General features: G+C 69.9%; 16 protein-coding genes and 1 pseudogene. 11 read left to right on the top strand and 6 right to left on the bottom strand.

Annotation, left to right across the window (positions count from 1 at the left end):
* Positions 1–68: 68 nt before the first annotated feature.
* The 5 genes from WME95_RS07690 (at position 69) to WME95_RS07710 (ending at position 7,448) form a co-directional block, all read left to right on the top strand.
* Entirely contained in the window at positions 69–695 is a 627-nt protein-coding gene (locus tag WME95_RS07690) for a hypothetical protein (protein ID WP_437550540.1), read from the top strand.
* A 98-nt stretch (positions 696–793) separates the two neighbouring features.
* Positions 794–1,723: a hypothetical protein gene (locus WME95_RS07695; RefSeq protein ID WP_437907763.1), complete on the top strand. Its 930-nt coding sequence runs from the start codon at positions 794–796 to the stop codon at positions 1,721–1,723.
* A 62-nt stretch (positions 1,724–1,785) separates the two neighbouring features.
* Positions 1,786–2,352 (top strand): response regulator, encoded by a 567-nt coding sequence (locus WME95_RS07700; protein ID WP_437907764.1) that lies wholly within the window; start codon positions 1,786–1,788, stop codon positions 2,350–2,352.
* A 5-nt stretch (positions 2,353–2,357) separates the two neighbouring features.
* The gene (locus tag WME95_RS07705) at positions 2,358–5,207 is read left to right on the top strand and encodes a response regulator (RefSeq protein WP_437907765.1); all 2,850 of its coding nucleotides are present in this window, start codon (positions 2,358–2,360) and stop codon (positions 5,205–5,207) included.
* Between the two features lie 93 nt (positions 5,208–5,300).
* A complete protein-coding gene (locus WME95_RS07710) occupies positions 5,301–7,448 on the top strand; it encodes a TonB-dependent receptor plug domain-containing protein (protein WP_437907766.1) in 2,148 nt (715 codons plus the stop codon).
* Between the two features lie 181 nt (positions 7,449–7,629).
* Here WME95_RS07710 and WME95_RS07715 read toward each other — a convergent pair whose 3' ends face one another.
* The 4 genes and pseudogenes from WME95_RS07715 to WME95_RS07730 all read right to left on the bottom strand — a co-directional run.
* On the bottom strand, positions 7,630–8,937 hold the full coding sequence (locus WME95_RS07715) for an ABC transporter substrate-binding protein (RefSeq protein WP_437907767.1): 1,308 nt from the start codon (positions 8,935–8,937) through the stop codon (positions 7,630–7,632).
* Positions 8,938–10,128: 1,191 nt separating this feature from the next.
* Positions 10,129–10,860: a DUF4276 family protein gene (locus WME95_RS07720; protein WP_437907768.1), complete on the bottom strand. Its 732-nt coding sequence runs from the start codon at positions 10,858–10,860 to the stop codon at positions 10,129–10,131.
* Entirely contained in the window at positions 10,857–11,963 is a 1,107-nt protein-coding gene (locus WME95_RS07725; RefSeq protein ID WP_437910962.1) for an AAA family ATPase, read from the bottom strand. The genes WME95_RS07720 and WME95_RS07725 overlap by 4 nt, the downstream gene beginning before the upstream one ends.
* A gap of 9 nt (positions 11,964–11,972) precedes the next feature.
* Positions 11,973–12,110, bottom strand: a pseudogene (locus WME95_RS07730) (AAA family ATPase); the annotation flags it as partial.
* Positions 12,111–12,343: 233 nt separating this feature from the next.
* On the opposite strand from WME95_RS07730, the gene WME95_RS07735 reads away from it, so the two are divergent.
* Positions 12,344–14,044, top strand: a complete 1,701-nt coding sequence (locus WME95_RS07735) for a hypothetical protein (protein WP_437907769.1) — start codon at positions 12,344–12,346, stop codon at positions 14,042–14,044.
* Between the two features lie 102 nt (positions 14,045–14,146).
* On the opposite strand, the gene WME95_RS07740 is transcribed toward WME95_RS07735, so the two are convergent.
* The gene (locus WME95_RS07740) at positions 14,147–15,352 is read right to left on the bottom strand and encodes a hypothetical protein (protein WP_437907770.1); all 1,206 of its coding nucleotides are present in this window, start codon (positions 15,350–15,352) and stop codon (positions 14,147–14,149) included.
* A gap of 495 nt (positions 15,353–15,847) precedes the next feature.
* Complete coding sequence (locus WME95_RS07745; protein WP_437907771.1) at positions 15,848–16,933, bottom strand: FG-GAP repeat domain-containing protein; 1,086 nt, start codon at positions 16,931–16,933, stop codon at positions 15,848–15,850.
* A gap of 675 nt (positions 16,934–17,608) precedes the next feature.
* Here WME95_RS07745 and kdpF point away from each other — a divergent pair.
* From kdpF to WME95_RS07770, 5 genes are read left to right on the top strand one after another with little or no spacing between them, the layout of a single operon-like run.
* Positions 17,609–17,701 carry a K(+)-transporting ATPase subunit F gene (kdpF, locus tag WME95_RS07750; protein ID WP_437907772.1) on the top strand — a complete coding sequence of 31 codons (93 nt, stop codon included), beginning with the start codon at positions 17,609–17,611 and terminating at the stop codon, positions 17,699–17,701.
* Positions 17,698–19,440 (top strand): potassium-transporting ATPase subunit KdpA, encoded by a 1,743-nt coding sequence (gene kdpA / locus WME95_RS07755; RefSeq protein WP_437907773.1) that lies wholly within the window; start codon positions 17,698–17,700, stop codon positions 19,438–19,440. The genes kdpF and kdpA overlap by 4 nt, the downstream gene beginning before the upstream one ends.
* Positions 19,437–21,635: a potassium-transporting ATPase subunit KdpB gene (gene kdpB, locus WME95_RS07760; RefSeq protein ID WP_437907774.1), complete on the top strand. Its 2,199-nt coding sequence runs from the start codon at positions 19,437–19,439 to the stop codon at positions 21,633–21,635. Before kdpA ends, kdpB begins: the two co-directional genes overlap by 4 nt.
* Before the next feature lie 20 nt (positions 21,636–21,655).
* Positions 21,656–22,228 carry a potassium-transporting ATPase subunit KdpC gene (kdpC, locus tag WME95_RS07765; RefSeq protein WP_437907775.1) on the top strand — a complete coding sequence of 191 codons (573 nt, stop codon included), beginning with the start codon at positions 21,656–21,658 and terminating at the stop codon, positions 22,226–22,228.
* Positions 22,229–22,240: 12 nt separating this feature from the next.
* The gene (locus WME95_RS07770; RefSeq protein WP_437907776.1) at positions 22,241–24,973 is read left to right on the top strand and encodes a DUF4118 domain-containing protein; all 2,733 of its coding nucleotides are present in this window, start codon (positions 22,241–22,243) and stop codon (positions 24,971–24,973) included.
* Positions 24,974–24,979: the final 6 nt, after the last annotated feature.

The following is a 24,979-nucleotide window of genomic DNA, read 5'->3' on the forward strand; positions in this document are numbered from 1 at the left end:
TGCTCGCGGCGGCTCTGCTCATCGGGTGCTGTCTTCTGCTGCTCAGCCCGCCTATCACGGCTGGGCCCGTGGCCACGCTCTATGTGTATGCGGTGACACCGCTCCGCGCTCGGGCCCTCGAGCAGAAGATCGAGGAGTCGATGCCCGGCGTCGATGTCACCGTGTTCGGAAAGTTGAGCGATTTCAAAGCCGCGCTCGAGTCGACGCCGCCCGACGCGGCCCTCTCGCCAAAGCCGGTCCTGGCTTCGCTCAATCGGACCGCCGACATCCAGGGCATGAAGGCGGGGAGCGACGCGGAGCAGTACCTCCTGGTCTCGACGAGGGCGTTGACCAAGGAGATGCTCTCCGGTCTCAGATACGGGATCGTCGATCTGGTCGAACGGAAATCGCTCCCTAAGTTCGTGGCCGGGCTGCTGGGTGTGAGCACCGCGCCTGAGGTCCAGCGCGTCACGAAGATCGAAGATCTTTTGCAGCTGCTCCAGTTCCAGACGGCTGATGCGGTCCTCCTCCCCGAGCGATTTCGTTCTGACTTCGAGTCGAGGAGCAAGATGACGTTCACGATCCTTAGCCTCTCGACGGCGAAGGTCGGGCTGGTGGCGGTCACGTTCCTGGGCGAGCGCCAGACGCTGGAGGGCGCGATCCGGAGGCTTCCGAAACACGTGCTGGCCGATCTGGGGGTTGACGAATGGAAGTAAGGTCGACGCGTCCCCTCTCTCGGCGCTCGCTGCTGCGGGCCTCCGCCCTCGCGGGGCTCGTGCTGTCCCTGAGCTGCTCGTCGGGCCCAGCCACACCCGTGGCCAGCGACCCGGCGCCGACGCTCACGCCGCCGCCTCCGGACGCGAGGCCGGTCATCTCCGTCATCGCCCCCTCGGATCCGCAGCTCGACGACATGCTGAAATCGCTCCGCGTCGAGCTGTCCGGGGAACACCGCGTCATCATCTCGCTGCTGCGCGGCGAGGCGTCGAGCCCCGATCTCGTGGCGCAGATCGTCGCCCGCGATCGCCCGCAGGCAGTGGTGCTTGTCAACAACTCGACCGTGCTCCTGTATCGCGAGTGGGCGCGCACCGTCCCGACCCCGCCGGTCGCGCTGATCCTGATGGCGTCCTTCGCCGAGGAGCTCCAGCGCACCGTCCCCAACTCGGTCGCCATCTCCTACGAGGTGCCGGCGGTCACGGCCATGGTGGGCCTGCGCACGCTGGGCCTCGACGCTCATCGGGTCGGCGTCGTCTACCGCCAGGGCTTCGCGGATCACATCGCGCGACAAGAATCGCTCATGCACGTCGAGAAGCTGACCTTCGTCAAGGAAGAGCTCTCGAACAAGCCACGGGTGCAGGACCTCCGCGCCGCGCTGGTGAACCTCCAGCGGGCGAAGGTCGACGCGATCTGGCTGCCGAACGACAATGGCCTCCTGAGCCCGAGGTTCTTGACCAACGTCTGGCTGCCCTACGTGGACCGGCTCGGCGCGCCGGTGGTCGTGGCCGTCCGTTCGCTCGTGAACGAGCACGCGGAGTTCGGGACGTTCGCTGCCATCCCCGACACCCAGGCGCTCGCGGTGCAAGCGGCGGATGTGCTTTACGAGCTCGCGGACGCCGACTGGAAGCTCCGGTCGTCGGGCGTCCGCCTGCCCATCTCGGTGAAACGCCTGGTCGACGTCAGGCTCGCACGGCGCTTCGGGCTGAATTCCAGTGAGTTCGGCCAGGTTGACTTTCTCATCGGTAGGTGAGCGCGTATCGGGGGGAATGGAGGCGCCGTGCGATTACCTTTCCAACCGGGCACATGGTCACGATGCGACGGGCCAGCTCGAACCATCGAGATCCCGGGCTCGCCCGCCATCTGCTCGTCGCGTGGAGAGCGTCGCGCGCGGTGCTGCCGCCCCTGGAGCGCGCCGTCATGATCCGGGTGCTCGTGATCGATGACGACGAGATCGCTCGCGAGGCGATGCGCGCCGTCCTGGTCAGGGCCGGCTTCGATGTGGTCGAGCTCGCCACGCCCATCGGCGCGACGGCGGTCATCAAGCGAGACAAGATCTCCGTGGTCGCGCTCGACATCAACATGCCGACCATCAACGGCGACAAGCTGGCGAAGCTGCTCCGGGACAACGCGCAGCTCTCGAACCTGGGTATCGTCCTCGTCTCCAGCTGTGATATCGACAAGCTGAGCGCGATCGGCGAGAAGGTCGGCGCCGACGGCATCGTCTCGAAGGCGAAGCTGCACGTGGCGCTGGCGCCGGCGGTCGAGCGCGCGGTGGCCGCGCGCGCCGGGAAGACCAGCCCGCCGCCGCCTTCGTCTGCGGGGTCTTCTGCGGCGTCGTCCTCCTCTAACCCGCCGCCCTCGATGAGGCGTCCAAAGTAGAGTGCATGGCAACCCCGAACACCCACGGCTCGCTCCGCATCAAGCTGCTTCGCCTGATCCTGGGCGCGCTGCTGCTGCTCGGGGGCACCACGCTGCTCGCGAGCGGCGCGCTCATCTATTCGACGGATCGCGCGGTCCAGGCCAAGCGTGAGCAGGAGCTCCTGAGCGGCCTGGAAGAGAAGGCGCGCCTGCTCGGCTTCAACCAGGCGCTGGCCCTGCGCAGCCTGGTGGCTGACAACCTCTTCGGGGATGTCAAGGCGCTCATTCACCAGACCGTCTCGGAGAACAACGACATCGCCTACGGGGTGTTCTTCGACGCGGAGAACCGGGTCTGGGCGGCGAGCGGCCTGGCCCGGGCGCCCGCCTCGAAGGACGCGCCCGGCCCGGCGGCGCCGAACTACACAGCGGCGGACCTGGAGTCGCTCGGGATCAGCACCGCGCACCAGTCCCGGCTCGTGCTGCGGCGGCGGCAGAACCCCCTGGGCGGAGAGGACGTCCTCGAGGTCGCGGCCCCGGTCATCTCGGAGGGGGCCCACGCCGGGAGCGTGATCTACGGCGTCAGCACGAGGAGCGTCGCCGAGCGCATGGTCCAGGCCCGGGACCTCGCCGCGAACCGGCTCGTGACCACGCTCGGCCTGATCGTGGCGCTGATCCTCGGCAGCGGGGCGGCCAGCTATTTCCTCGTCAAGCGGGTCGCCGTCCACATCACCGAGCCGCTGCTCGCGCTGCGCACGGCGGCGGGGGCCATCGCCACCGGGCTCCGCTCGAGCGCACCGCCGACCGAATCGCCCATCGTGGATCGGAAGAAGTGGGAGCGCGTGCAGATCACGAGCGGCGATGAGCTCGAGCTGCTCGGATCGGCCTTCAACAGCATGGTCGAGGCGAACGAGCAGGCGTTCGAGGAGCTGCGCGTGAAGACCGAGCAGGCGCTCGAGGCGTCGCGGATGAAGAGCGAGTTCCTCGCCAACATGAGCCACGAGATCCGGACGCCGATGAACGGGATCCTCGGGGTCATCCGGCTCATGCAGAACCAGTCGCTCGACGGCAAGATGCGGCGTTACGTGGAGACCGTCGACGCCTCCGCCAACACGTTGATGTCGATCATCAACGACGTGCTCGACTTCTCGAAGCTCGAGGCCGGCAAGTACGTGGCGCAGCACGTCTCCTACGATCTGCGCCTCGTCATCCAGGAGGTCGCGGAGCTGATGGCGAGCCAGGCGCACGAGAAGGGCCTCGAGCTCGTGTACCGCGTCGAGCGCCGCGTCCCCACGGGCATCGTGGGCGATCCCGACCGGTTCCGCCAGGTGCTCACCAACCTGGTCGGCAACGCGATCAAGTTCACCGAGCGCGGAGAGGTGCTGATCGACGCCTCGATCTCTCAGCAGGACAAGGCCACGGCGCTCATCAAGCTCGCCGTGGTGGACACCGGCCCCGGCATCGCGCCCGACGATCAGAAGAAGCTCTTCGCGGCCTTCTCGCAGGTGGACGGCTCGCTGGTCCGCAAGCACGGCGGCACGGGCCTCGGGCTCGCGATCAGCAAGCGCCTCGTCGAGGTCATGGGCGGCGAGGTCGGCCTCGACAGCACGCCGGGGCAGGGCAGCCGGTTCTGGTTCACGATCCGGGTCGGCGTCACGGCCGGCGGCGAGCAGATCCGCTCCGCCGAGTGGGCGAGCGGGCGCCGCGCGCTCGTGGTGGAGATCAGCAGGAGCTGGCGCGACGTCGTGGTGGAGCACCTGGTGGCGTGGGGCTTCGACGCCGAGTCCGCGACCTCCGGCAGGGACGCGATCAACCGGCTCGAGCTCGCGGTGCTGGAGAAGCGGCCGTTCAGCGCCGCCGTCGTCGGTGTCCAGATGGACGACCTCGGCCTCGAGGAGTTCCTCAGGACGATCCAGTCGGTCCCGGCGCTGCAGACGTTGCCCGTGGTGGCGCTCTATCACATGGGATCGAGCGTGACGTTGAGCGGGATGGACTCCAGCATGGTCACGCAGCTCCCCAAGCCGCTCCGCGTCTCCGAGCTGTACAACACGCTGCAGAGCGCGCTCACGGGCGCCTCGACCCCGCCGCCTAGCAAGCCCGGCGCGGAGCCGGGTAAGATCGCGAGCAAGCTCCCCGTGCTGGTCGTCGATGACAACGAGATCAACCGCTACGTGGCGATGGAGCAGGTCGAGCAGCTGGGTCTGCGCGTGGAGACCGCGTGCAACGGCCAGGAGGCTCTCGAGTGCGTCAAGCGAAAGCGGTACGTCGCCGTGCTCATGGATTGCCAGATGCCCGTGATGGACGGGTACACCGCCACCCAGGAGATCCGCGCCTGGGAGCGCTCGAGGAATCGACACACGGTGATCATCGCGCTGACGGCGCACGCGCTCGTCGGCGAGCGGGACCGGGTGCTCGCGGCGGGGATGGACGATTATCTGGCCAAGCCGGTACGCCCTCAATCTTTGCAGAAGACCCTGTGGCGGCACGTGGTCCTGAGCCGGGACGAGCCCCCGTCGTCGCGGTCTCCCTCCGCCCCCGAGCTGGAGGCGGCGCGCGCGCCGGTGCTCGACCCGGAGGTCCCGCGCTCGCGGAAGCTGATCGAGCTCGTCCTCAAGAACGTGCCGGCGCAGCTCGATGGCCTGGAGGCGGTCATCCGGAGCGCCGTGGCTGCAGAGATCAAGGCGAACGCTCACAAGCTGAAGGGCAGCATGCTCTCGATCGGCGCGGCGCGCGTCGCGGAGCTGGCGGAGAAGATGCAGCTCGCCGCAGGTCAAGGCGAGCTGCCGCAGGCGGGCGATATCACGCGGCTACGTGACGAGTTCGACTCCGTGAGCGCTGCCCTGAAGGAGGAGCTCGCCGCGACCGCCAAGGCGACGTGACGATCGCGCCGAATCGACGATGGACGAATGTCTGGAGCCCACTGAACCCGCATGATGCTTGCCTCACTCGAAACCCGGTGGATGGTTGCGCTGGTGATCGCTTCGATCCCCGGTCTCGCATGGGCCCAGCCGACGACCGCGACGGCGCCGGGAGCGCCGAAGGCGGTGGGGGGTGAGCGCCGGAACGACGCGCTCGAGGACGTCGACCTCTTGAGGCTGCTCGACGTCGAGGTGTCCACCGCCACCAAGACGCTGGAGACCCTCGACGACGCGCCCGCCATCATGACGGCGATCACCGCCGAAGAGATCCAGCGCTGGGGATACACGAGCGTCGGCGAGGTGCTGGAGCACGTCGTCGGGTTCTATCTCATCGACGACCACATCCTGCCGAACGCCGGCGTGCAGGGGATGACAGGCGGGCTGGGGGCCGAGAGCGGCGGGATCAAGGTGATGATCAACGGTCGATCGGCGGCGTTCCGGACCACCAGCGGCAACTGGCTGGGCACGGAGCTGATCCCGCTGTCGGCCATCAAGCAGATCGAGATCGTCCGCGGTCCGGCGTCGGCGCTCTATGGCGCCGATGCGTTCCTCGGGGTCGTCAACATCATCACCCTCGATCCGGAGGACATTCCCTTCGTCGACGGCACGGTGCAAGCCGGCGTGACGAGGGACCACCCGCGCGGCCGCTTCGACCTCGTGGGCGGCATGTTCACCGACCGCTTCGAGATGATGCTGACGGCCGCGGGGGAGCTCGACGATCGAAGCGGCCTGGAGATGCCTACCCAGTCCCCGCTTCCCCGCATCCCGCCCTACAACGCGGGGCGCCTGGACGCCCAGAACCTCGAGCGTTTGTCGGGGGTCGTCGGGGCGCGCATCGGGTATCGCCATCCCGAGCGTGGGCACCACCTCAGGCTCAGCGCGTACTGGTCAGGCCTCCGGCGCGGCGGGGATTTTGCGCAATGGGCCCAGCTCACCGGCGGGACGGACGACGAGGGGAACCGTGTCGGCACGGTGATCAGCCTCCAGCAGCGTCGCGTGGCGATCGACGGGCTTTACCAGCTGAACCGGGAGCTCGCGTTCGCGGTGCAAGGGATGTACTTCCAGGGCGGCGTCCTGCCGGACGACCGCGTCGACCTCGCCGGCGGCTGGTACTACATCGAGCGGCGCATGGCGTATCGCGGCGTGGACGCGAGCGTCGAGGCCCGGTGGATGCCGTGGGACCGATTCAACCTGATATTGAATCTGGAGTCCGTCTACGACAAGGAGGACCTGCCGTCCTTCCGCCGGGTCACCAAGGAAACGGGGCAGTCCTTCGGCTCCCCGGAGCGGGAGCAGCAATCGGCCGAGCTTGTCGACATCGGAGCGCTCCTTAGCGCCAACCTCAAGGTGCTCGATCCGTGGCTGAAGGTCACGGGCGGGCTCCGCTACGATCACCACAGCAAGTATGGCAATCAGCTGACCGGTCGGTTCGGGGCGACCTCGCACCTGGGAAAGACGGTCGTGGCCAAGCTGCTGTACGGCAGCGCCTTCAAGGCGCCGTCCCCGTATCTGCTCTTCGCCGAGCCCCTCGTGCCGGGCGACGTGATCGGGAACGAGCGCCTGTCGCCTCAGCTCATCCACACCGTGGACGCGGAGCTGACGTGGAGGCCTGCTGTCTGGGCCTCGGCGAGCACGGGGGTGTCGTACAGCCTCTTGAACGACAAGGCAGAGTTCGTTCCGCGGGGCATCAACAAGACGGCGCTGAACATCGCCAGCCAGAAGTCCTTGATCTGGGCGACCCGCGCCGAGCTGCGGCACGGCGACGCCTTTGGGGGCTACGGGTCGTTCGAGACCGTGCATTCCACCCGGGACTCCGGCCAGGTGGGGTACCAGGCGGATCTGGTCGGCTCGTCGATGGTCGCGTACCCGCGCTGGATCGCCCGCGCCGGCGCCTATGTGAAGCTGCCGTCGCCGAGCTCCGTGCCGCTGGAGCTCTCGACGCAAGGGATCCTCGTCGGGCCCCGGCAGTCCGCGGAGGCGAGCACCCTGGAGGCCGGCGGCGCGTTCGAGCTGCCCACGTACCTCAGGTGGAACGCCAGCCTGGTCGCGCGCAACCTGTGGATCATCCCGGGGCACGAGACGACCCTGGCCGTGCGCGCCAAGAACATCCTCGGCACCTTCGGCCCGGATCCCGGCTTCTCGGGCTTCGAGTACCCGCTCGCGCCGCGCGAGATCTTCTTCGAGCTACGACACCGCTATTGAGCGGCGGTCACCCGCTTCGGATACGGGCCCATCTCGACGTTTTCGGTGCTCAGCGCACAGGAGTGCGCTTCCGCGCCGAAAACGCCGATCTGGACCCGTCTCCTGTGCGGGTGACCGCCGCTCTGCGACGCTCGTACTAGGCTCAGCTGAAAACCGCTCTAACAAGCTGCAGCGCTCTAGATCATTGCTGGACCACACACTTGGCGTCGAAGGGGTCGAGATCGCGGAATTTGTCGCCTTCGATGGTCCACGTTTGCATGATGTGATTCTGGCTCGCCCCGTAGGAGTCGAACTCGTATTCGGCGGCTGCGCCGATGTAGCGGAGCGGGGTCCCCGCGCGGAGCCTGGCCATCGCGGTGTTCAGATCCCACCACAAGGCGACGTCGTTCTTGGGGTCGTTGAGCTCGAGGATCTTCTGCCGCAGCTCATGTCCGGACGTGATGATCTGCCCGGTGGTCGCGTAGCCGTACACGAGGCCCATCGCGATGAGGACGACGCCGTCGTAATAGAAGTGCGCTGCGGGGAACGGCACCTCGCGGTTCCACCGGCGGGAGAAGTGATAGGTGAAGGCCGTGGTGTTCCAGTTCGTGCAATCGAGCTTCTCCCCGGTTTCGTCCTTGGGGGTGCACTCGCTCCGCAGGCTGAGGGAGGGCGAGATCCCGTAGGAGTCATCGAGCGCGCCTTGAGGGATGTTGGCGAGGAACACCTCGGTGTGCAACGCAGGCCCGAGGAGCCACCTGCCCGGACGCCCGTGGACGGTCCATTCGGTCACGATGGTCGAGGCGGCGGCGGGATAGGCGGCCAGCAGCGTGCGGCCGGCCGGCGCCCGCTCCGTCTCGTCGTCCAGGTAGAAGGCGGCTCTGATCTTGTCCTTGTACGTCTCGCCCGGCTTGAACGTCACCGAGGGGAGGATCCTGCCCTGGAGCGCCGCGAAATGGGTCGTGAACTCGGTGCTGACGGCTGTGTTGTAGTCGTCCCGCGCGGAGAGGCTATTGGCGGTGCGGACACCCTCGCTGACGATGTGTTTCGCGAGCGCGCAGCCGATGCCGAACGGGGAAGGGGCGAGCCTCATCCTGCCGCCCACGTCCTCACGGCGCGCGATGGAGGGCGCGGCATAACCCGTCAGCATGTGGAGGATGTCCTCCTTCTTCACCTCGATCGCGATGTCGCGGGCGAGCTCGTTCTCTTCGGGCCCTACCAGGTAACGGACATCATCCGTGTAGATCAGCGAGAGCAGCTGGTCGAGCCCGCGGTCCTGGGTCGAGTGGCTGTCTCGGCTCACGATGTCGAACGGCCTCCCTTCGAGCCCGCCCGCGGCGTTCAGGTCTTGGACCGCGAGCAACATGGCTTGCTCGAGGTTGCGGCCGATGGCCGACTCGCCCCCGGAGAAGGGGAGGAGGGCTCCGATTCTGATGGCGTTCTCGGGCTCATCGGGCTCATCGGGCGCCGTCGACGAGCAGGACGTCGAGAGCAGGGACGCGAGTCCCACAATCAGCCCGGTCTCCATACAGCGCATGCGTCGCCTGCGAGCGCCCAGCCACGCGCCGGCTCGATGGAGGCAGTCCCGAACGGTAGGCATCGCAGTGTACATGGTTGTCCTTCGAGACGATGACATCGCATTGAGGACGGAGCTGTCAAGGGCCGTGGGTGCGATGCGCACCACAAGGTTTGCTGTTTGCGTTCTGCGATCGATGCCCGTCGAACGCGGCTGTCGAAGCAGGCACCTTCCGACCCGAAGACCGCGCAGGTCCTCCCGGCGCTGGCCGGCGCGCCCGCCGCGCTGAGCGAGTGCGAGGCTTTCTCGTGACGCGCTGGCGCCGCGCCCGCACAACCCTGCGGCGACGCGACGCGGAGGGCGCGCTCGCCGGGGGCGACGCTGCGAAGCGCGACGCGCGGCTCGCGGGCGTCGATGTATGCGTGGGCGTCGAGGCGGGCCTCGCGCGTGTTCCGGGCCGAACTCGCGCCCATCGCCTGCGGTGGCGCCATCGCCGCGCCGCTGCCGGAGGCGGCGCTCGCGGCGCTGCGGTGCGACATGTGCTGGGTGCTGCTCGGCCTCACGCTCACCACCCGGCTCGCGCTCACCGGGCGACCGAGCCACCCAACGACGGGCAGCACCTTCTCGCGTTCGCCAAGGTGCCGCTCTGCAACGTCTACCACGGCGAGCTCGGCCGGCTGCCAGAGCCCTGGTGGACCAGCGGCCGTGGCGCCGCGCTCGTCGGCCTGCGCGGGCTGTCGGCAGTCGGCCTGCTCCGCCACGCCCGCGTCGACGGCCCGCGCTCCTGCGCGACTTCCTTGGCCGATGCGTCCCGCGCTGCAGCGTCGCGCGGCGCTGCCCACCGCACAGCACCCGTGCCGTAGAGCGAGCCTCCTCGATCGCGTGTCGCGCGGATCCGCTCAACGGATCTCGGGAGCGCGTCGTGCTGTAGGGTCATAGCATCCGGAGGAGCCGAGACGGTGTCAAGGTGAGCGCACGGCGGCTGGTACGCGCCGGCACGCGCTGGCACGCTGGGTTGCGCTTCGGTCGCGGCGTCGTTTGAGGTGACGCGGAAGTCGCGACCTGGCCGCGGCGTCGTTTGGGAGGCGGTGCCGAGGTCGTAGGCATCGCCCACGATAGGGAGCAGGGTCGCGGCGCCGTGGGCTTCGCGACCCACGGGCGTCGCGCGCCGTTGTTGCGCCTCGCTCAGCGACGCGCGCGCAGATCGGGGGCGATGAACTCTCCGAGCGCATCCACGAACGCGCCGAAGCCGCGCGGGCAGCACCGGATGAGGACCTCGATATCCACGGATTTCGCGATCTGTCCGTATGCACGGGCTCGGTCCTCGACACCAGGGTAACTGGAGAGCACAGCTTCGAGCATCGTCTTGGGGTCGTGTTCGGACTCGGGGCTTCTCGAGAGCCCACTCGCGGGACCTCGGCCGAAGGCGCGGCGGAAAGCACCGGAATCGGCGAGCAGCCAAGCTTCGAGCTCCTCGACACAGATCCCGACGGCAGCCCCGCTCGTGCCGTGGACGCGGAGCGCATCGAGGATCGTCTCACGATCGCGCAGCGGCGCGTCCTCCCGGTCCCGATCCCATACCGCGACGATGAGCGTCTCGGGGCTCCGTCGTCGCGACTTCTGGATCGCCGAGAGCACCTTCCATCCCTTGATGCTCAGCTTGCGGCGCCGCTCGCCGTCATCGAGCTTGACCTCGTCGCGGATACGGCTTTGCAAGCGGTGCGCGACGATCCTCTCTACAGGGAGGGCCTCGTCGAGCGCAGCTTCGGTCATGCCTGGCGCGCGTGCCAGCGCCTTGCGTACGAGCGGCACGAGCGCGCCGCCCTCGGCCGGCTCTCGTTCTTCCGGGCGGCCATCGCGGCGCGCTGTCCGTGCATCGGTGGGTCCCTCTACCCACAGCTCCATCCGCAGGGTCACGGCCGAGCGTCGCTCCCGACGATGTACTCCTCCCCCTCGTTGACCCAGATCTCCCCGGGGCCCTGGTAGTCGAGCAGCGCCTCGATCCCGGAAGGCTTCATGAAAGGCGTGACCGTGGTCGCGCCGTCGTCGCCTCGCTGGACGACGCGGATCCCCTGCGGCTCGATCAGGTTGAGCAGCATCGGCGAGTGCGTGGTGAGGATGACCTGCGTGGCTGCGCCGCCGTGGGCCCCCGTGCTCATGTCGCGGAAGAGCCCTACCAGCTTGCGCAGCATGCCGGGGTGCAGCCCCGTCTCTGGCTCTTCGACCAGGAGCAACGGGGCGGGATCCGGGCCGAGCACCAGATAGAGATATCCGAGATAGAGGAGCACCCCATGGGAGACCGAGCGGCTCGGGATCCGTGTGCCGGACCGGATAACGAGCTCGATCTCGTTCACCGGCGCCGCGCCGTGGTCCGCACGCCTTTGCTTGATGTCGATGCGCTTGACCTGGGGCATCGCTCTCGTGAGCGCATCCTCGATACGCTCCAGGATGTCTCGGCCGCGGAGCAGAAGGTCGGCGATCACGTTGGCGAGCCCGTCTCCGTGGACTCCCAGGCGCGCAACCCGCTCCTCGCGCGAGGACGCGATCGCATGGGGTACACCGCGATGCAGCGCTTCCGGGCGCAAGGAATAGATGCCAGTGGCGCTTAGCACCGCGAGCAGCGGCTCCGCAGCCTGGAACATCTCGGAGAATCGCTGCCATTCTTTGATTGCCCCGTCCGGAGCAGGGAACCATCGCCGGTTGAGGAGGGGGGCGCCCAGATCCATCCAACCGTGCGGTCCATCGGGTCGGTCGTCGGCCGAAGCGCGGAACGTCAGTTCTTGCCCGGTCCTCTCCGCGCAGGCCGAACCGAGGCGCAGATGCTCGGCCTGGACCTGCACGCCGAAGCGCCCTACATCGACCGCGACATCATAGCTGTACTCGACATTGCCGCTCAGGCCACGCGAGCCGATCCGGATCGGCCCCCCTTTTCCGTTGAACGAATGTGCGTTCATGGCCTCGGGCGTGGGGAAGACGGCTCCCCAGCCATCCGTTGAGCGGCTCGCCGCCGCCCAGGTCAAGAGCGACCTGAGCAGCATCGATTTTCCGGAGTCGTTGGGCCCCACCAGCACCGTCAGCGGCTCGAGCTCGACCGTGGCGTCTCGCACGCAGCCGAAATTCTCGACGTGCAGCTGCTGGATCGGGATCGTAGGTCCGGCGTTCGTCATCGGGCGTCGAGCTTACCGTGGTTCGGGCGCTGCAGGCGTTCTCGCCCGCATCCATCGTGCCCCGGCGCGACCCGCCTCGCCTTGAGCCCGCGCTTCCGCTTCCGCGGACCGTGACCTTGTGCCCCCCGCCCGCCTCCTCGGTGCGCTCCACGGATGCCCCCGCTCGGATTGTGATGGACGCCCGCCGCTGCTCCGCGAAACCTTTGCGGACCGCCCGTGTCCAAGGAGACGTGATGCCCTCCCACCTTCGCTCGCACTTCGCCTTCAACGCCCTCGCCGCCGCGCTCGGGCTCTCCCTCGCGGCCTGCGCCGGGGCGCCTCCGCCCGCGCCGAACGCGCCGGTTTCGCCGGGCGACGGCCGCCCGGCGACCCCGCCGCCGGCGCCGCTCCCGGAGGAAGAGGCCTTCGCCGTCCACGGTACGCTCAAGGACGAGTGGCTCCCGATCCTGAAGCCGGCGCCCTTCGACCCGAAGACCGCGCTGGTCCCCCCGGCGCCGGCCGGCGTGCCCGCCGCGCCGCGCGCCTGCGAGGCGTTCGTGCGGCGCGCCGCTGTCGCGCCGGCGCAGCCCTGCGGCGACGCGCAGGGCGCGCTCGAGGCGGTCGACGCCGCGCTCGCCGAGGACGACGCCGCGAAGCGCGACGCGCGGCTCGCGGGCGTCGAGGCGTGCGCGGGCCTCGAGGCGGGCCTCGCGCGCGCGCTCCGGGCCGAGCTCGCGCCCATCACCTGCGGCGACGCCATCGCCGCGCCGCTCCTCGAAGCGCCGCCCGCCGCGCTCCGGGGCGACCTCTACCAGGTGCTGCTCGGCCTGACGCTCTCCGCCCGGCTCGCGCGCACCGCGACCGAGCCGCCCACGCTGCGGCCGCCCTACGATGTCCAGCGCGTCCTCGCGTTCACCAAGGGGCCGCTCTTCGCGTGGGTGACGGAGCAGGCCCGGGCGATCGAGGATCTCGGGCGGCGCGGCGTCGAGCTTCCGTTCTACGCGAAGGGCATCGTCGCCGTGGAGTCCGGGCGGGCCGACATGCGGCTCGTCGAGGCGGTCCGGTCCGCGCCGCTGCCGGACGCCATGCGGAAGGACGCGGAGCTCGCGAACGTCTATTACGGCGAGCTCGATCAGCTGCTCGATCCCTGGAAGGCGCGCGGCCGTGACGCCGCGCTCGTCGGCCTGCGCGAGCTCTCGTCGGTCGGCGTCCTCCGCGACGCCCGCGTCGACGGCGCGCGCGAGATGCTCTCGCGCCTCTACGGCGGCCGGCGCGTCGACGCGCTGGACGCGCTGGAGCTGCCGCCGCTCGCGGCGGGCGCCGCCCCTTCGTCGGCCGTCGAGCGGCTGGCGGCCCGGCTGCCGACGTACTACGCGGGCCGCCTGATCGCGCCCGAGGCGGCGGCGCGGCCCGAGCTCCTGCGCGTCCTGCTCGGCCGGGGCGTCCCGCTCCAGCACCGCGCGGCGCTGCGCACCGCGCAGCTCTCGCCCGAGTCGAGGCTCCTCTACGCGAGGGCGCGGATCGAGCTCGGCCGGCTTTACTGGCGGGCCGTGGACTTCGATCAGGCGACCGCGCTGCTCGCGGCGTGGCCCAAGGACACCCCGCGCCCCGCCGAGGCGACGGCGCTGCTCGCGGTCGCGCTCGGCCTGCGCAACGGCCCCGAGGACGCGGCGCTCATGATGCGGCGGGCGCCGCTCGCGGGGCTCGGCCTGGGCGAGCTCGCCGCGCTCGACTGGGTGGCCCGCGCGAAGCCCGCCTCGGCGTACGCGGGCATCGCGGCGTACGACGCGGCCGTCATCAAGCAGATCGCCGCCCCGCAGAGCGCCGAGGCGAGCTACTGGTCCGACGTGGCGGCGCGCTTCCGCGAGGCGCAGGCGCTCCTCACGGGGCCGCTCGCGAAGGCGGCGGAGGAGAGGGCGCGGGCGGCCGACGAGATCGCGCGGGCGGCGCGGTAGGGGCGGCGCGCTGGGCGGCGCGCCGCATCGTCCAGGTCGGCTGCTTTGCGAGCCTCCGCCGGTGCCGGCCGCCCTACGTGAAGCGCCGGCGCCGCCAGCTGTCTACGGATCGATGATCCAAGGACCACCCGCGCCGCCCGCGCCGTCGTTGGCGCCAGCGCCGCCCGCGCCGTCGCCGCCCGCGCCGCCGCGGCCACCGGAGCCGGTTCCCGAATCGCCGGGGCCGCCAGCGCCGGCTCCCGTGCCGCCGGCGGCCGCGGCGGTGGCCGCGACGCCGGTGGTCCCGGCGCCGCTGGCCTCGTCGTCACCGGGGGGGGTCGTGCCGTTGCCCGCACCGCCGGCGCCGCCGCCAGGGTCCACGTACGGGCCCGGGTCGATCAGACCGCCGCCGATCGCGGCCAGATCATAGATGAGGTCGGTATCGAAATAGATGCCGATCGGCCTGTAGGCGATGCCAGAGCCCACGACGACGGTCTCTGCTGCATGGGTCTCCCAGTTCCAGCCGACGGTGCTGACGATATCCCAGGTGTATTGCTGGTACACCGGATAGGCCGAGACCCGCGCGAGCGCGGCCGTGGGCACGAACAGGACCGAGGTCGCGTCGAGCGCGACGGTCGCGCTCACGTCGAAGCCGACCGCCCTGGTGATCTGGTCGTCCGACGGCACGCAATCGTCCAGCGGTCCCGGTGTGGGCTGGGCGCCCGCGGACGTGTCGCCGCCCGGCGTGCCCGACGTGGCCGAGGAAGGCTGAGGACCCCAGGTGCCGCCGCCCGGCATGCCCGGCGCGGGCTGATAGCTCCAGCCGCCGCCGCTGCCCGGCATTCCCGTCGAGGGCTGAGGGCTCAACGCGCCAAAGCCGCCCGGCGCGCCCGGGAAAGGCTGGAAGACCCCGAACGGGTCCTCCTCCGCGAGCGCCGGGAAGGGCCAGAGGTTGTTGGGCGCGCGACTGGCCCGTGTGCGCGTCGCGGGCGGGGGGGGCACCCTGGGCGCGGGCGTGGTGGTGATCCCCATGCGCACCGCCGGCGTGACGCTCGCCGACACGGACACGCTGAGGGTCCTCGGGCCGAACCCCTCCGCCACGCGGAGCAGGTGCGCGGCATCCTCCCAGTGGAACGTCTCCGGTAGAACGAGGACGTTCGTGATCGTCATACCGAAACACAGAGCCTGCCGGGCCTGGCCGACCTCGGCTGGTACGGCGCTGTCCGCGCGCTCGGGCACCTCGGACGCCTCGCGCGGGCTCACGCACGTGATGGATGGAACGAGCAGCATCGCGGTGCAGAGCACGAGCTTCACGTCGGGAACGAACATGTGCACTCCCCTGGGTTGTGATCGAAGCAGCGAAGAGACGGAGCCGAGCCGGCGTGTAGAGCGCCGAGGGGCCGATGGTCTCCCTCGGCCTCCCGAAATCATCGCGCAAACGCGGCAAGCACCCTGGATCCGGGGCGCGACCAGCTCGATGTGCATCGAATGCATCTCCAACGACCATGGATGCAAGAAGCGGGGATTGTCCGCGTGGACGCGCAGGTGGCGCCGCGCCCAGGTCCGGCGCAAAGCACGGTGGATGCGTTCACCGCCCGGACTGCCTGATCCCGAGGACCATACCGGAACATGCTCGGTTGCTCGTGTGACCTCGCAGAGCACCTGGCACGACCGCGGGAAGTTGCCCCGGCTCAGCAGAAAAACCGCCATGGCGCCAAGGCCGCCAGGAGGCGAGGGAAGGGCCGTCCCTGCATTTCCCTCCTATTCCCCTGGTTCCTTGGCGTCATGGCGGTTCGCCTCCCGGCCCGACCTCCCGCGGTAGCGCTAGTTGCCTTCGAGCGGTCCGGGGATGTTCCGACCCGGCGCGAGGAGCTGGCTGCCGTTCATCTGCCACACGGCCATCAGGTCCTGTTCGGCATTGCCCCACAACACGTCCGCCATGCCATCGAAGTTGAAATCGGCGACGCCCGACGCGGGCACCCACCCGTCGCCGATCGGTCCAGGGATGTTCGGACCCGGCGCCAGGAGCTGGCTGTCGTTCATCAGCCACACGGCCATCAGGTTCTGTGCGGCGTTATGCCACAGCACGTCCGCCATGCCGTCGAAGTTGACGTCGAGCGCCGTGATGGTGACCCATCCGTCTCCGAACGGTCCGGGGATGTTCGGACCCAGCGCGAGCGGCTCGGTGCCGTTCATCAGCCACACAGCCATCAGGTTCTGTTCAGCATTGTTCCAGAGTATGTCCGCCATGCCGTCGGAGTTGAAGTCGGCCGTTGTCGAGGCGAGCCATCCGTCTCCGAACGGTCCGGGGATGTTCGGACCCGGCGCGAGAAGCTGGGGGCCGTTCATCAGCCACACGGTCGCCAGGTTCTGCCGGGGGTTGTTCAAGACCACGTCACTCATCCCGTCGAAGTTGAAGTCGGCAGCGCTCGTCACGGCCACCCACCCGTCGCCGAGCGGTCCGGGGATGACCGGCCCCGGTGCAAGGAGCTGGCTGCCGTTCATCAGCCAGATAGCCAGCAGGTTCTGTGGGCTGTTGTACCAGAACACGTCCGCCATGCCGTCGTAGTCGAAATCACCAGCCGAAATCGCCTCCCACCCGTCGCCGATCGGTCCGGGGATGTTCGGACCCGGCGCCAGGAGCTGGCTGTCGTTCATCAGCCACACGGCCATCAGGTTCTGTCCGGCGTTGTTCCAGAGCGCGTCCGCCATGCCGTCGCGGTTGAAATCGGCCGGGTAGATGGTCTTCCACCTGTTGCCGTCCAGCCGCTGCGCTGCCACGCCGGGCGATGGACTCTGGTCTTCGGAACGCAGGCCATTGGCTTTGCGCTCGGCGCCATCCGCGCAGGAAAACATGGCGCATATTGCAGGAATTGTGCTCATGAGATTGGCCAACGTGACGAGTCGCATGCCCCTGCCTTCTTTTTGCGTTCGTGCGCAGGCTCCAGGCCGTCGATGCTTGCCAGAATGGCCGAGGCGCGGAGATTGTGCCGTTGCTCCAGCCGCACGCTGCGCGCCGCGGCGGCCACGCAAGCATCTCTCACCTGCGACCACTCGTGCCGGGTGGTGCGCTACGACGACATCATCGAATATGGTGAAGCGCCGTCGACGACGCCACCCGAACCTCGTTGCGCTACGCAGGCACCATCGCGAAGAGCCACGCTTTTTCATGGTCCTGGATGGTCTCGCCCACGTCGCGCAGCCGGTACGTGGGGATGACGAAGAGTGGTGGCCTGTTCTGCATGACGCGCGCAAAGCCAGGCCCGCCGGCGTCAAGAAGCCGTCAAGAGGCGGTCGGGCACCGTCAAGAGATCGTCAACCCGCTCGCAGGCGCGGGGGGAAGGCCGAGCGGCCGGATCCCGCCGTCTTGATACTTTCTTGACGAGGGGCCCCCTCGGTTTGACGGTCCCTTGATCCGCGCGGGACTACGTTCTGTCCCGCTCGGTCGGCGCGGGCGCCGCGGCGCCTGCGGCGTCCGATGGCCCCTGATGAGGTCGCCATGGACATGGTCTACCTGGGACTGACAGTCTCCTGTTTTTTGCTGTTTGCAGGGCTCATCCAGCTCTGTGAAAGGGTCTGAGCGCCATGATCGCGTTCACCTGGATCTCGGGCATCCTCGCCCTGGGTCTCCTGTTTTACCTGATCTTCGCCCTCCTCAAGCCGGAGCGCCTGTCATGACCGCCATCGGCGCGCTTCAACTGGCGCTCTACCTCGCCGTCCTCATCGGCCTCTCCGTCCCGCTCGGCACGTACATGGCGCGGGTCTACCAGGGCGAGCGCGGCCTCATGGCCAGCGTCCTCGGGCCGCTCGAGCGGCTCGTCTACCGCGCCGCGGGCGTGCGTCCCGATCAGGAGATGCGCTGGAAGGACTACGCCTTCGCGGTGCTCGCGTTCAACCTGGCCGGGCTCCTCGTCCTCTATGCCCTCCAGCGGCTCCAGGGCGTCCTGCCGCTGAACCCCGAAGGCATGGCCGGCGTCCGGCCCGATCTCGCGTTCAACACCGCAGCGAGCTTCGCCTCCAACACGAACTGGCAGGCGTACGGCGGCGAGTCGACGCTCAGCTACCTGACGCAGATGGCCGGGCTCACCGTGCAAAACTTCGTGTCCGCCGCGACCGGAATGGCCGTGCTCGTCGCGCTGATCCGCGGGATCACGCGGAAGACGGCGGATACCGTCGGGAGCTTCTGGGTCGATCTCGTCCGGAGCACCCTTTACATCCTCCTGCCGCTCTCGCTCCTGCTCGCTGTCCTCCTCGTGTCCCAGGGGGTCGTGCAGGGCTTCGGCGAGTACCAGAGCGCGTCGCTGCTCCAGGCCGTCAAGGACCAGGGCGGTAACGCGGTCGTTCATCAGGTGATCCCGATGGGGCCCGCGGCGTCGCAGATCGCGATCAAGCAGCTCGGGACCAACGGCGGTGGGGTCTTCAACGTGAACTCGGCGCACCCGTTCGAGAACCCCACGGCCCTCTCGAACTTCCTCGAGATGCTCGCGATCCTGCTCATCCCCGCGGCGCTGTGCCACACGTTCGGCCGGATGGTGGGCGACAGGCGCCAGGGCTGGGCCGTCCTCGCCGCGATGACGGCCATCTTCGCTGTCCTCCTCGTCGCATGCGTCGCCTCGGAGCAGGCGGGCAACCCTGCGCTCTCCGCCCTGGGCGTCGATCAGGCGGCGAGCGCGCTCCAGGCCGGCGGCAACATGGAAGGGAAGGAGGCGCGCTTCGGCATCACGAGCTCCGCCCTCTGGGCGACAGCCACCACGGCGGCCTCGAACGGCTCCGTCAACGCGATGCACGACTCCTTCACGCCCCTCGGCGGGCTCGTGCCCCTCTGGCTCATGCAGCTCGGCGAGGTCGTCTTCGGCGGGGTGGGCTCCGGCCTCTACGGCATGCTGATGTTCGTCGTCATCGCCGTCTTCGTGGCCGGCCTGATGGTGGGGCGCACGCCGGAGTACCTGGGCAAGAAGATCGAGGCGTTCGAGATGAAGATGGCGTCCCTTGTCGTGCTCTTTCCGGCGATCACGGTCCTCGTCGGCACCGCGATCGCCGTGATGACCGAGGGAGGGCAGAAGGGCGTCTTCAACCCGGGGCCGCACGGGTTCAGCGAGGTGCTCTATGCGTTCTCGTCCGGCGCGAACAACAACGGCAGCGCCTTCGGCGGCCTCGGCGCGAACAGCCCCTTCTACAACACCGCCATCGGCGTCGCGATGCTCGTCGGCCGCTACGCGGTGATCGTCCCCGTGCTCGCGCTGGCGGGCTCGCTCGCGAGGAAGAAGCTCGTGCCGGCCGGCCCGGGCACGCTGCCCACGCACACGCCGCTGTTCGTCGGGCTCCTGACGGGCACCGTGCTGCTCGTCGGAGCGCTCACGTTCGTCCCCGCGCTCGCGCTGGGCCCGGTCGTCGAGCACCTGGAGATGACGCGATGACCATGAACCTTCACACCACCGGCCAGGCGGTCGCCAGGGCCAAGCCCGGCGCCCCCGCGCCCCCGCCCCCCGAGCTGTCGCCGCCGCCGAGGCCGCGCCACCCATCCCGCGACGTGGAGGGGAAGAAGACCGCGGCGAGGCCGCTCTTCGACCCGGCGATCGTCAAGCCGGCGATCGTCGCGGCGTTCCGCAAGCTCGACCCGCGCCACCAGGTGCGCAACCCGGTGATGCTCGTGGTCCTCGCCGGGAGCGCGCTCACCACGGCCCTGTTCGTGCACGCGCTCTTGAACGAGCGGGAGGGCGAGGAGCCGGCCGGGTTCATCCTCGTCGTCTCCCTCTGGCTCTGGTTCACCGTGCTCTTCGCGAACTTCGCGGAGGCCGTGGCCGAGGGGCGCGGCAAGGCGCAGGCCGACACGCTCCGCAAGGCGCGGCGCGACGTCGAGGCCGTGAAGCTCGCCCGCCCGGAGCGCGACGCGGAGCGGGTCGCCGTGTCCGCGTCGAGCCTCCGGAAGGGAGACCTCGTGCTCGTGGAGGCAGGCGCGATCATCCCCGGTGACGGCGACATCGTCGTCGGCGTCGCGTCGGTCGACGAGAGCGCCGTCACCGGCGAGAGCGCCCCGGTGGTGCGGGAGAGCGGCGGCGACCGGAGCGCCGTCACAGGCGGGACGCGCGTCCTGTCCGACTGGCTCATCCTCCGCATCTCCGCGAACCCCGGCGAGGCGTTCCTCGACCGGATGATCTCGATGGTCGAAGGGGCGAAGCGGAAGAAGACGCCGAACGAGATCGCGCTCGACATCCTGCTCGCCGCGCTCACCATCGTCTTCCTCCTCGCGACCGTGACGCTGCTGCCGTACTCGGTCTTCAGCGTGCGGGCGGCAGGGCAGGGCACCCCGATCAGCATCACCGTGCTCACGGCGCTGCTCGTGTGCCTGATCCCGACGACGATCGGCGGGCTGCTCTCGGCCATCGGCATCGCCGGGATGGACCGCATGATCCAGGCGAACGTCATCGCCATGTCGGGCCGCGCGGTCGAGGCCGCCGGCGACGTGGACGTGCTGCTGCTCGACAAGACCGGCACGATCACGCTCGGCAACCGGCAGGCGACGGAGCTCATCCCGACGGACGGGGTCGAGGCCAGGGCGCTCGCCGACGCCGCGCAGCTCGCGTCGCTCGCCGACGAGACCCCCGAAGGGCGCAGCGTCGTCGTGCTCGCGAAGGAGAAGTACGGCCTGCGCGAGCGCGATCTCTCGACCCTGGGCGCCCGCTTCGTCCCCTTCACCGCGCAGACCCGGATGAGCGGCGTCGACAGCGGCGCGCGCGAGATCCGGAAGGGCGCCTTCGACGCGATCGAGGCCTACGTCAAGGAGAAGGGCGGAGCGGTCCCGGCCGCGGTGCGCGCGGTGACCGAGGCCATTGCCCGGAAGGGCGGCACGCCGCTCGTGGTCGCCGAGGGGGGTGAGATGCTGGGCGTCATCCACCTCAAGGACATCGTGAAGGGCGGCATCAAGGAGCGCTTCGGCGACCTCCGGCGCATGGGCATCAAGACGGTGATGATCACGGGCGACAACCCGCTCACCGCCGCCGCCATCGCCGCCGAGGCCGGCGTCGACGACTTCCTGGCGCAGGCCACGCCCGAAGCCAAGCTGAAGATGATCCGCGATTACCAGGCGGGCGGCCGGCTCGTCGCCATGACCGGCGACGGGACGAACGACGCCCCCGCGCTGGCGCAGGCGGACGTCGCGGTCGCCATGAACACCGGCACCCAGGCCGCGAAGGAGGCCGGGAACATGGTGGACCTCGACTCGAACCCGACCAAGCTCATCGAGATCGTCGAGATCGGCAAGCAGCTCCTGATGACGCGGGGCGCGCTCACGACCTTCAGCCTGGCGAACGACGTCGCCAAGTACTTCGCCATCATCCCGGCGGCCTTCGTCTCGACGTACCCTGCGCTCGGGCGGCTCAACGTGATGGGGCTCGCCACGCCGCGGAGCGCGGTGCTCTCCGCGGTGATCTTCAACGCGCTCGTCATCGTCGCGCTCATCCCGCTCGCGCTCCGGGGCATCCGCTACCGGTCCGTCGGCGCGGAGCGGATGCTCCGCAGGAACCTGCTCGTCTACGGCCTCGGCGGGCTCGTCGTGCCGTTCGTGGGGATCAAAGGGATCGATCTGCTCCTGTCCGCCCTCGGCCTCACCTGAGGTCCCAAGGAAAGAACACCATGCTCGCGCACCTGCGACCCGCCCTCGTCCTCCTCCTCGTCCTCACCGGCCTCACGGGGTTCGCCTATCCGCTGCTCTCGACCGCCATCGCGCAGGCCGCGTTCCCCCATCAGGCGAACGGCAGCCTCGTGCTCCAAGGCGGCCGCGTGGTCGGATCGAGCCTGCTCGGCCAGCCGTTCGACGACGTGCGCTACTTCTGGGGCCGCCCCTCGGCGACGAGCCCTGTCCCCTACGCGGGGCAGGCCTCCGCCGGGAGCAACCTCGGGCCCACGAACCCTGCCCTGGCCGAGGCGGTCAAGGCCCGGGTCGACGCGCTCCGCGCCGCGGATCCCGAGGGCGCCGCGCCGGTGCCGGTCGACCTCGTGACGGCCTCCTGCAGCGGCCTCGACCCCCACATCAGCCCCGCGGCGGCGGAGTACCAGGTGCGGCGCGTGGCGCGAGCGCGCGGCCTCTCCGAGGCCGAGGTGCGCCGGCTCGTCGCGCGGCACACCGAGGGGCGCCTGCTCGGCCTCCTCGGCGAGCCCCACGTGGACGTGCTCCTCCTGAACCTCGCCCTCGACGGCGCCCGCTGAGGAGAGCGCGAGGTGGTGGACGCAAGCGACGATCGGCCGGATCCCGAGGCGCTGCTCGCCGCGGCCCGCGAGGAGGAGGAGCGCGGGAAGAAGGGCAAGCTCAAGATCTTCTTCGGCGCCGCGCCCGGCGTCGGCAAGACGTACGCGATGCTGGAGGCGGCGCGGTCGCTCCGCGAGGAAGCGGTCGACGTCGTCGTCGGGTGGGTCGAGACGCACGGTCGCGCCGAGACGGAGGCGCTCCTCGACGAGCCCCCGCCGCTGCCGCGCCTGCCGGCGATCGAGGTCGAGCACCGCGGCACGACGCTGCGCGATTTCGACCTCGAGGCCGCGCTGAAGCGCCGGCCGCAGCTCCTCGTCGTCGACGAGCTCGCGCACACGAACGCGCCGGGGCTCAGGCACCCGAAGCGCTGGCAGGACGTCATGGACCTGCTCGACGCCGGGATCGACGTCCATACCACCGTCAACGTCCAACACATCGAGAGCCTGAACGATGTGGTGGCCCAGGTGACCGGCGTCGTGGTCCGGGAGACGGTACCCGACTCGATGATCGAGCGCGCCGACGAGATCGAGCTCATCGACCTTCCCCCGGACGACCTCCTCGAGCGGCTGCGCGAGGGCAAGGTCTACCTCTCGGAGCAGATCGAGCGCGCGGCGAGCAACTTTTTCCGCAAGGGCAACCTCATCGCCCTGCGCGAGCTCGCCCTGCGGCGCACCGCCGAGCGCGTCGACGACCAGATGCGCGGCTACATGCGCGCCCACGGGATCCAGAAGACGTGGGCCGTCGCCGAGCGGATCGTCGTCTGCGTCGGCCCGAGCCCCATGTCGGCGCGGCTCATCCGGGCGACGCGGCGGATGGCCGGCGGCCTGAAGGCAGAGTGGCACGCGGTCTACGTGCAGACGCCCGCCCAGGCGCGGCTGTCCGAGGCCGATCGCGCGCGGGTCGACCGGAACCTCGCGCTCGCCGAGCGCCTCGGCGCCACCACGGTCCAGCTCCACGGCGGGGAGGTCGCCGGGGAGGTCCTGCGGTACGCCAGGCAGCACAACGTCAGCAAGATCGTCGTCGGCAAGCCGACCCACCCCCGCTGGAAGGACTTCGTCTACGGCTCGCTGCTCGACGATCTCGTGCGGCAGAGCGGCGACATCGACGTCCACGTCATCCAGGGGGTGGCGGAGGCGGCGAAGCCGGAGCCCGGGCCGCCGGAGCGGCGCGGGCTCCGTCCGCTGGCCTACGCCTCGGGCGCGTGCGCGGCCGTGATCTGCACGCTGGTCTCGTGGCTCATGCACCCGTTCTCCGACCTGGCGAACCTGATCATGGTGTACCTGCTCGGGGTCGTCTTCGTCGCGAGCCGCTTCGGCGCCGGGCCCTCGGTGCTCGCGTCGGTGCTCGGCGTCGCCGCCTTCGATTTCTTCTTCGTCAAGCCGTACCTGACCTTCGCGGTCGGCGACCTCCGCTACCTCCTCACGTTCGCCATCATGCTGTGCGTGGGCCTCGTCATCGCCAGCCTCACCGCGCGCATCCGCGGCCAGGCCGAGAGCGCCGGCGAGCGCGAGCAGCGCACCGCGGCGCTCTACGCGATGAGCCGGGAGCTGGCCGCCCTGCGCGGCCTCGACAAGCTCAGCCTGGCTGCCGCGCGCCATGTGCGCGAGGTCTTCGAGGCTGACGCCGTCGTCCTCCTGCCCGGCCCCGACGGGCGCCTCGCCGTCCGGGCGGGCACGGCCGAGGATCTGGTCCCGGGGGAGCAGGAGCGGGCGGTCGCGGAGTGGGCGTATGCGCGCGGCAAGGCCGCGGGCGCCGGCACCGATACGCTCCCGAGCGCGAGCGCGATGCACCTGCCGCTCCAGGGCTCCTCCGGGCCGATCGGCGTCCTCAGCGTCCGCCCGAGCCGACCGTGGCCGTTCCTCGACCTGAGCCGGCGCGAGCTGCTCGGCGCCTTCGCCACGCAGACGGCGCTCGCGCTGGAGCGCGCCCTGCTCGCGAGGCAGGCCCAGCGCGCCCGGCTGAAGGCGCAGGCGGAGGAGCTCCGCAACGCCCTCCTGAGCTCCGTCTCGCACGATCTGCGCACGCCGCTCGCCACCATCACCGGCGCGGCGGGGGCGCTGCTCGATGACGGCAACGACGGGGCGGCGCTCGACCCGGCCGCTCGCCGCGATCTGACGCAGACGGTGCTGGAGGAGGCGCAGCGGCTCGAGCGCCTCGTGCGCAACCTGCTGGACATGACGCGGCTCGAGTCCGGGGCGCTCGCGGTCAGGAAGGAGTGGCTGCCGCTGGAGGAGGTCGTCGGGGCTGCGCTGAACCGGGTCGAGGAGCACCTTCAAGGCCGGGAGGTCTCGATCGAGCTCGACCGGGCGACGGAGCTCGTCCCGATGGATGGTGTGCTGATCGAGCAGGTGCTCATCAACCTGCTCGAGAATGCGCTCAAGTACTCGCCCGCCGGCAGCCCGATCGGGATCCGGGGGTTCACCGAGGGGAACGTGGCCACGCTCGAGATCAAGGACCGCGGTCCGGGCATACCGCCCGGCGAGGAGGAGAGCCTCTTCGAGAAGTTCTACCGGGGGCGCGGCCACACGCAGCGGGGCATCGGCCTCGGCCTCACGATCTGCCGTGGCATCGTGACCGCGCACGGCGGGCGGATCGCGGCGGAGAACCGGCCTCACGGGGGCGCGACCTTCCGCGTGACGCTGCCCATCGAGGGCTGCCCGCCGCACCTCGCCGCCCCGGAGCTGCCGGCGGCCGCGGGCGCTTGATATCGT

The sequence above is a fragment of the Sorangium sp. So ce327 genome, assembly GCF_051530205.1.
Classification (GTDB): Bacteria; Myxococcota_A; Polyangia; order Polyangiales; family Polyangiaceae; genus Sorangium; species Sorangium cellulosum_B.

Bases quoted from the DNA above. Each gene is read 5' to 3' on its own strand.
- WME95_RS07700 (WP_437907764.1), top strand. From the start codon at position 1,786: ATGCGACGGGCCAGCTCGAACCATCGAGATCCCGGGCTCGCCCGCCAT.
- WME95_RS07705 (WP_437907765.1), top strand. From the start codon at position 2,358: ATGGCAACCCCGAACACCCACGGCTCGCTCCGCATCAAGCTGCTTCGC.
- WME95_RS07735 (WP_437907769.1), top strand. From the start codon at position 12,344: ATGCCCTCCCACCTTCGCTCGCACTTCGCCTTCAACGCCCTCGCCGCC.
- WME95_RS07740 (WP_437907770.1), bottom strand. From the start codon at position 15,352: ATGTTCGTTCCCGACGTGAAGCTCGTGCTCTGCACCGCGATGCTGCTC.
- WME95_RS07745 (WP_437907771.1), bottom strand. From the start codon at position 16,933: ATGCGACTCGTCACGTTGGCCAATCTCATGAGCACAATTCCTGCAATA.
- kdpF (WP_437907772.1), top strand. From the start codon at position 17,609: ATGATCGCGTTCACCTGGATCTCGGGCATCCTCGCCCTGGGTCTCCTG.
- kdpA (WP_437907773.1), top strand. From the start codon at position 17,698: ATGACCGCCATCGGCGCGCTTCAACTGGCGCTCTACCTCGCCGTCCTC.
- kdpB (WP_437907774.1), top strand. From the start codon at position 19,437: ATGACCATGAACCTTCACACCACCGGCCAGGCGGTCGCCAGGGCCAAG.
- kdpC (WP_437907775.1), top strand. From the start codon at position 21,656: ATGCTCGCGCACCTGCGACCCGCCCTCGTCCTCCTCCTCGTCCTCACC.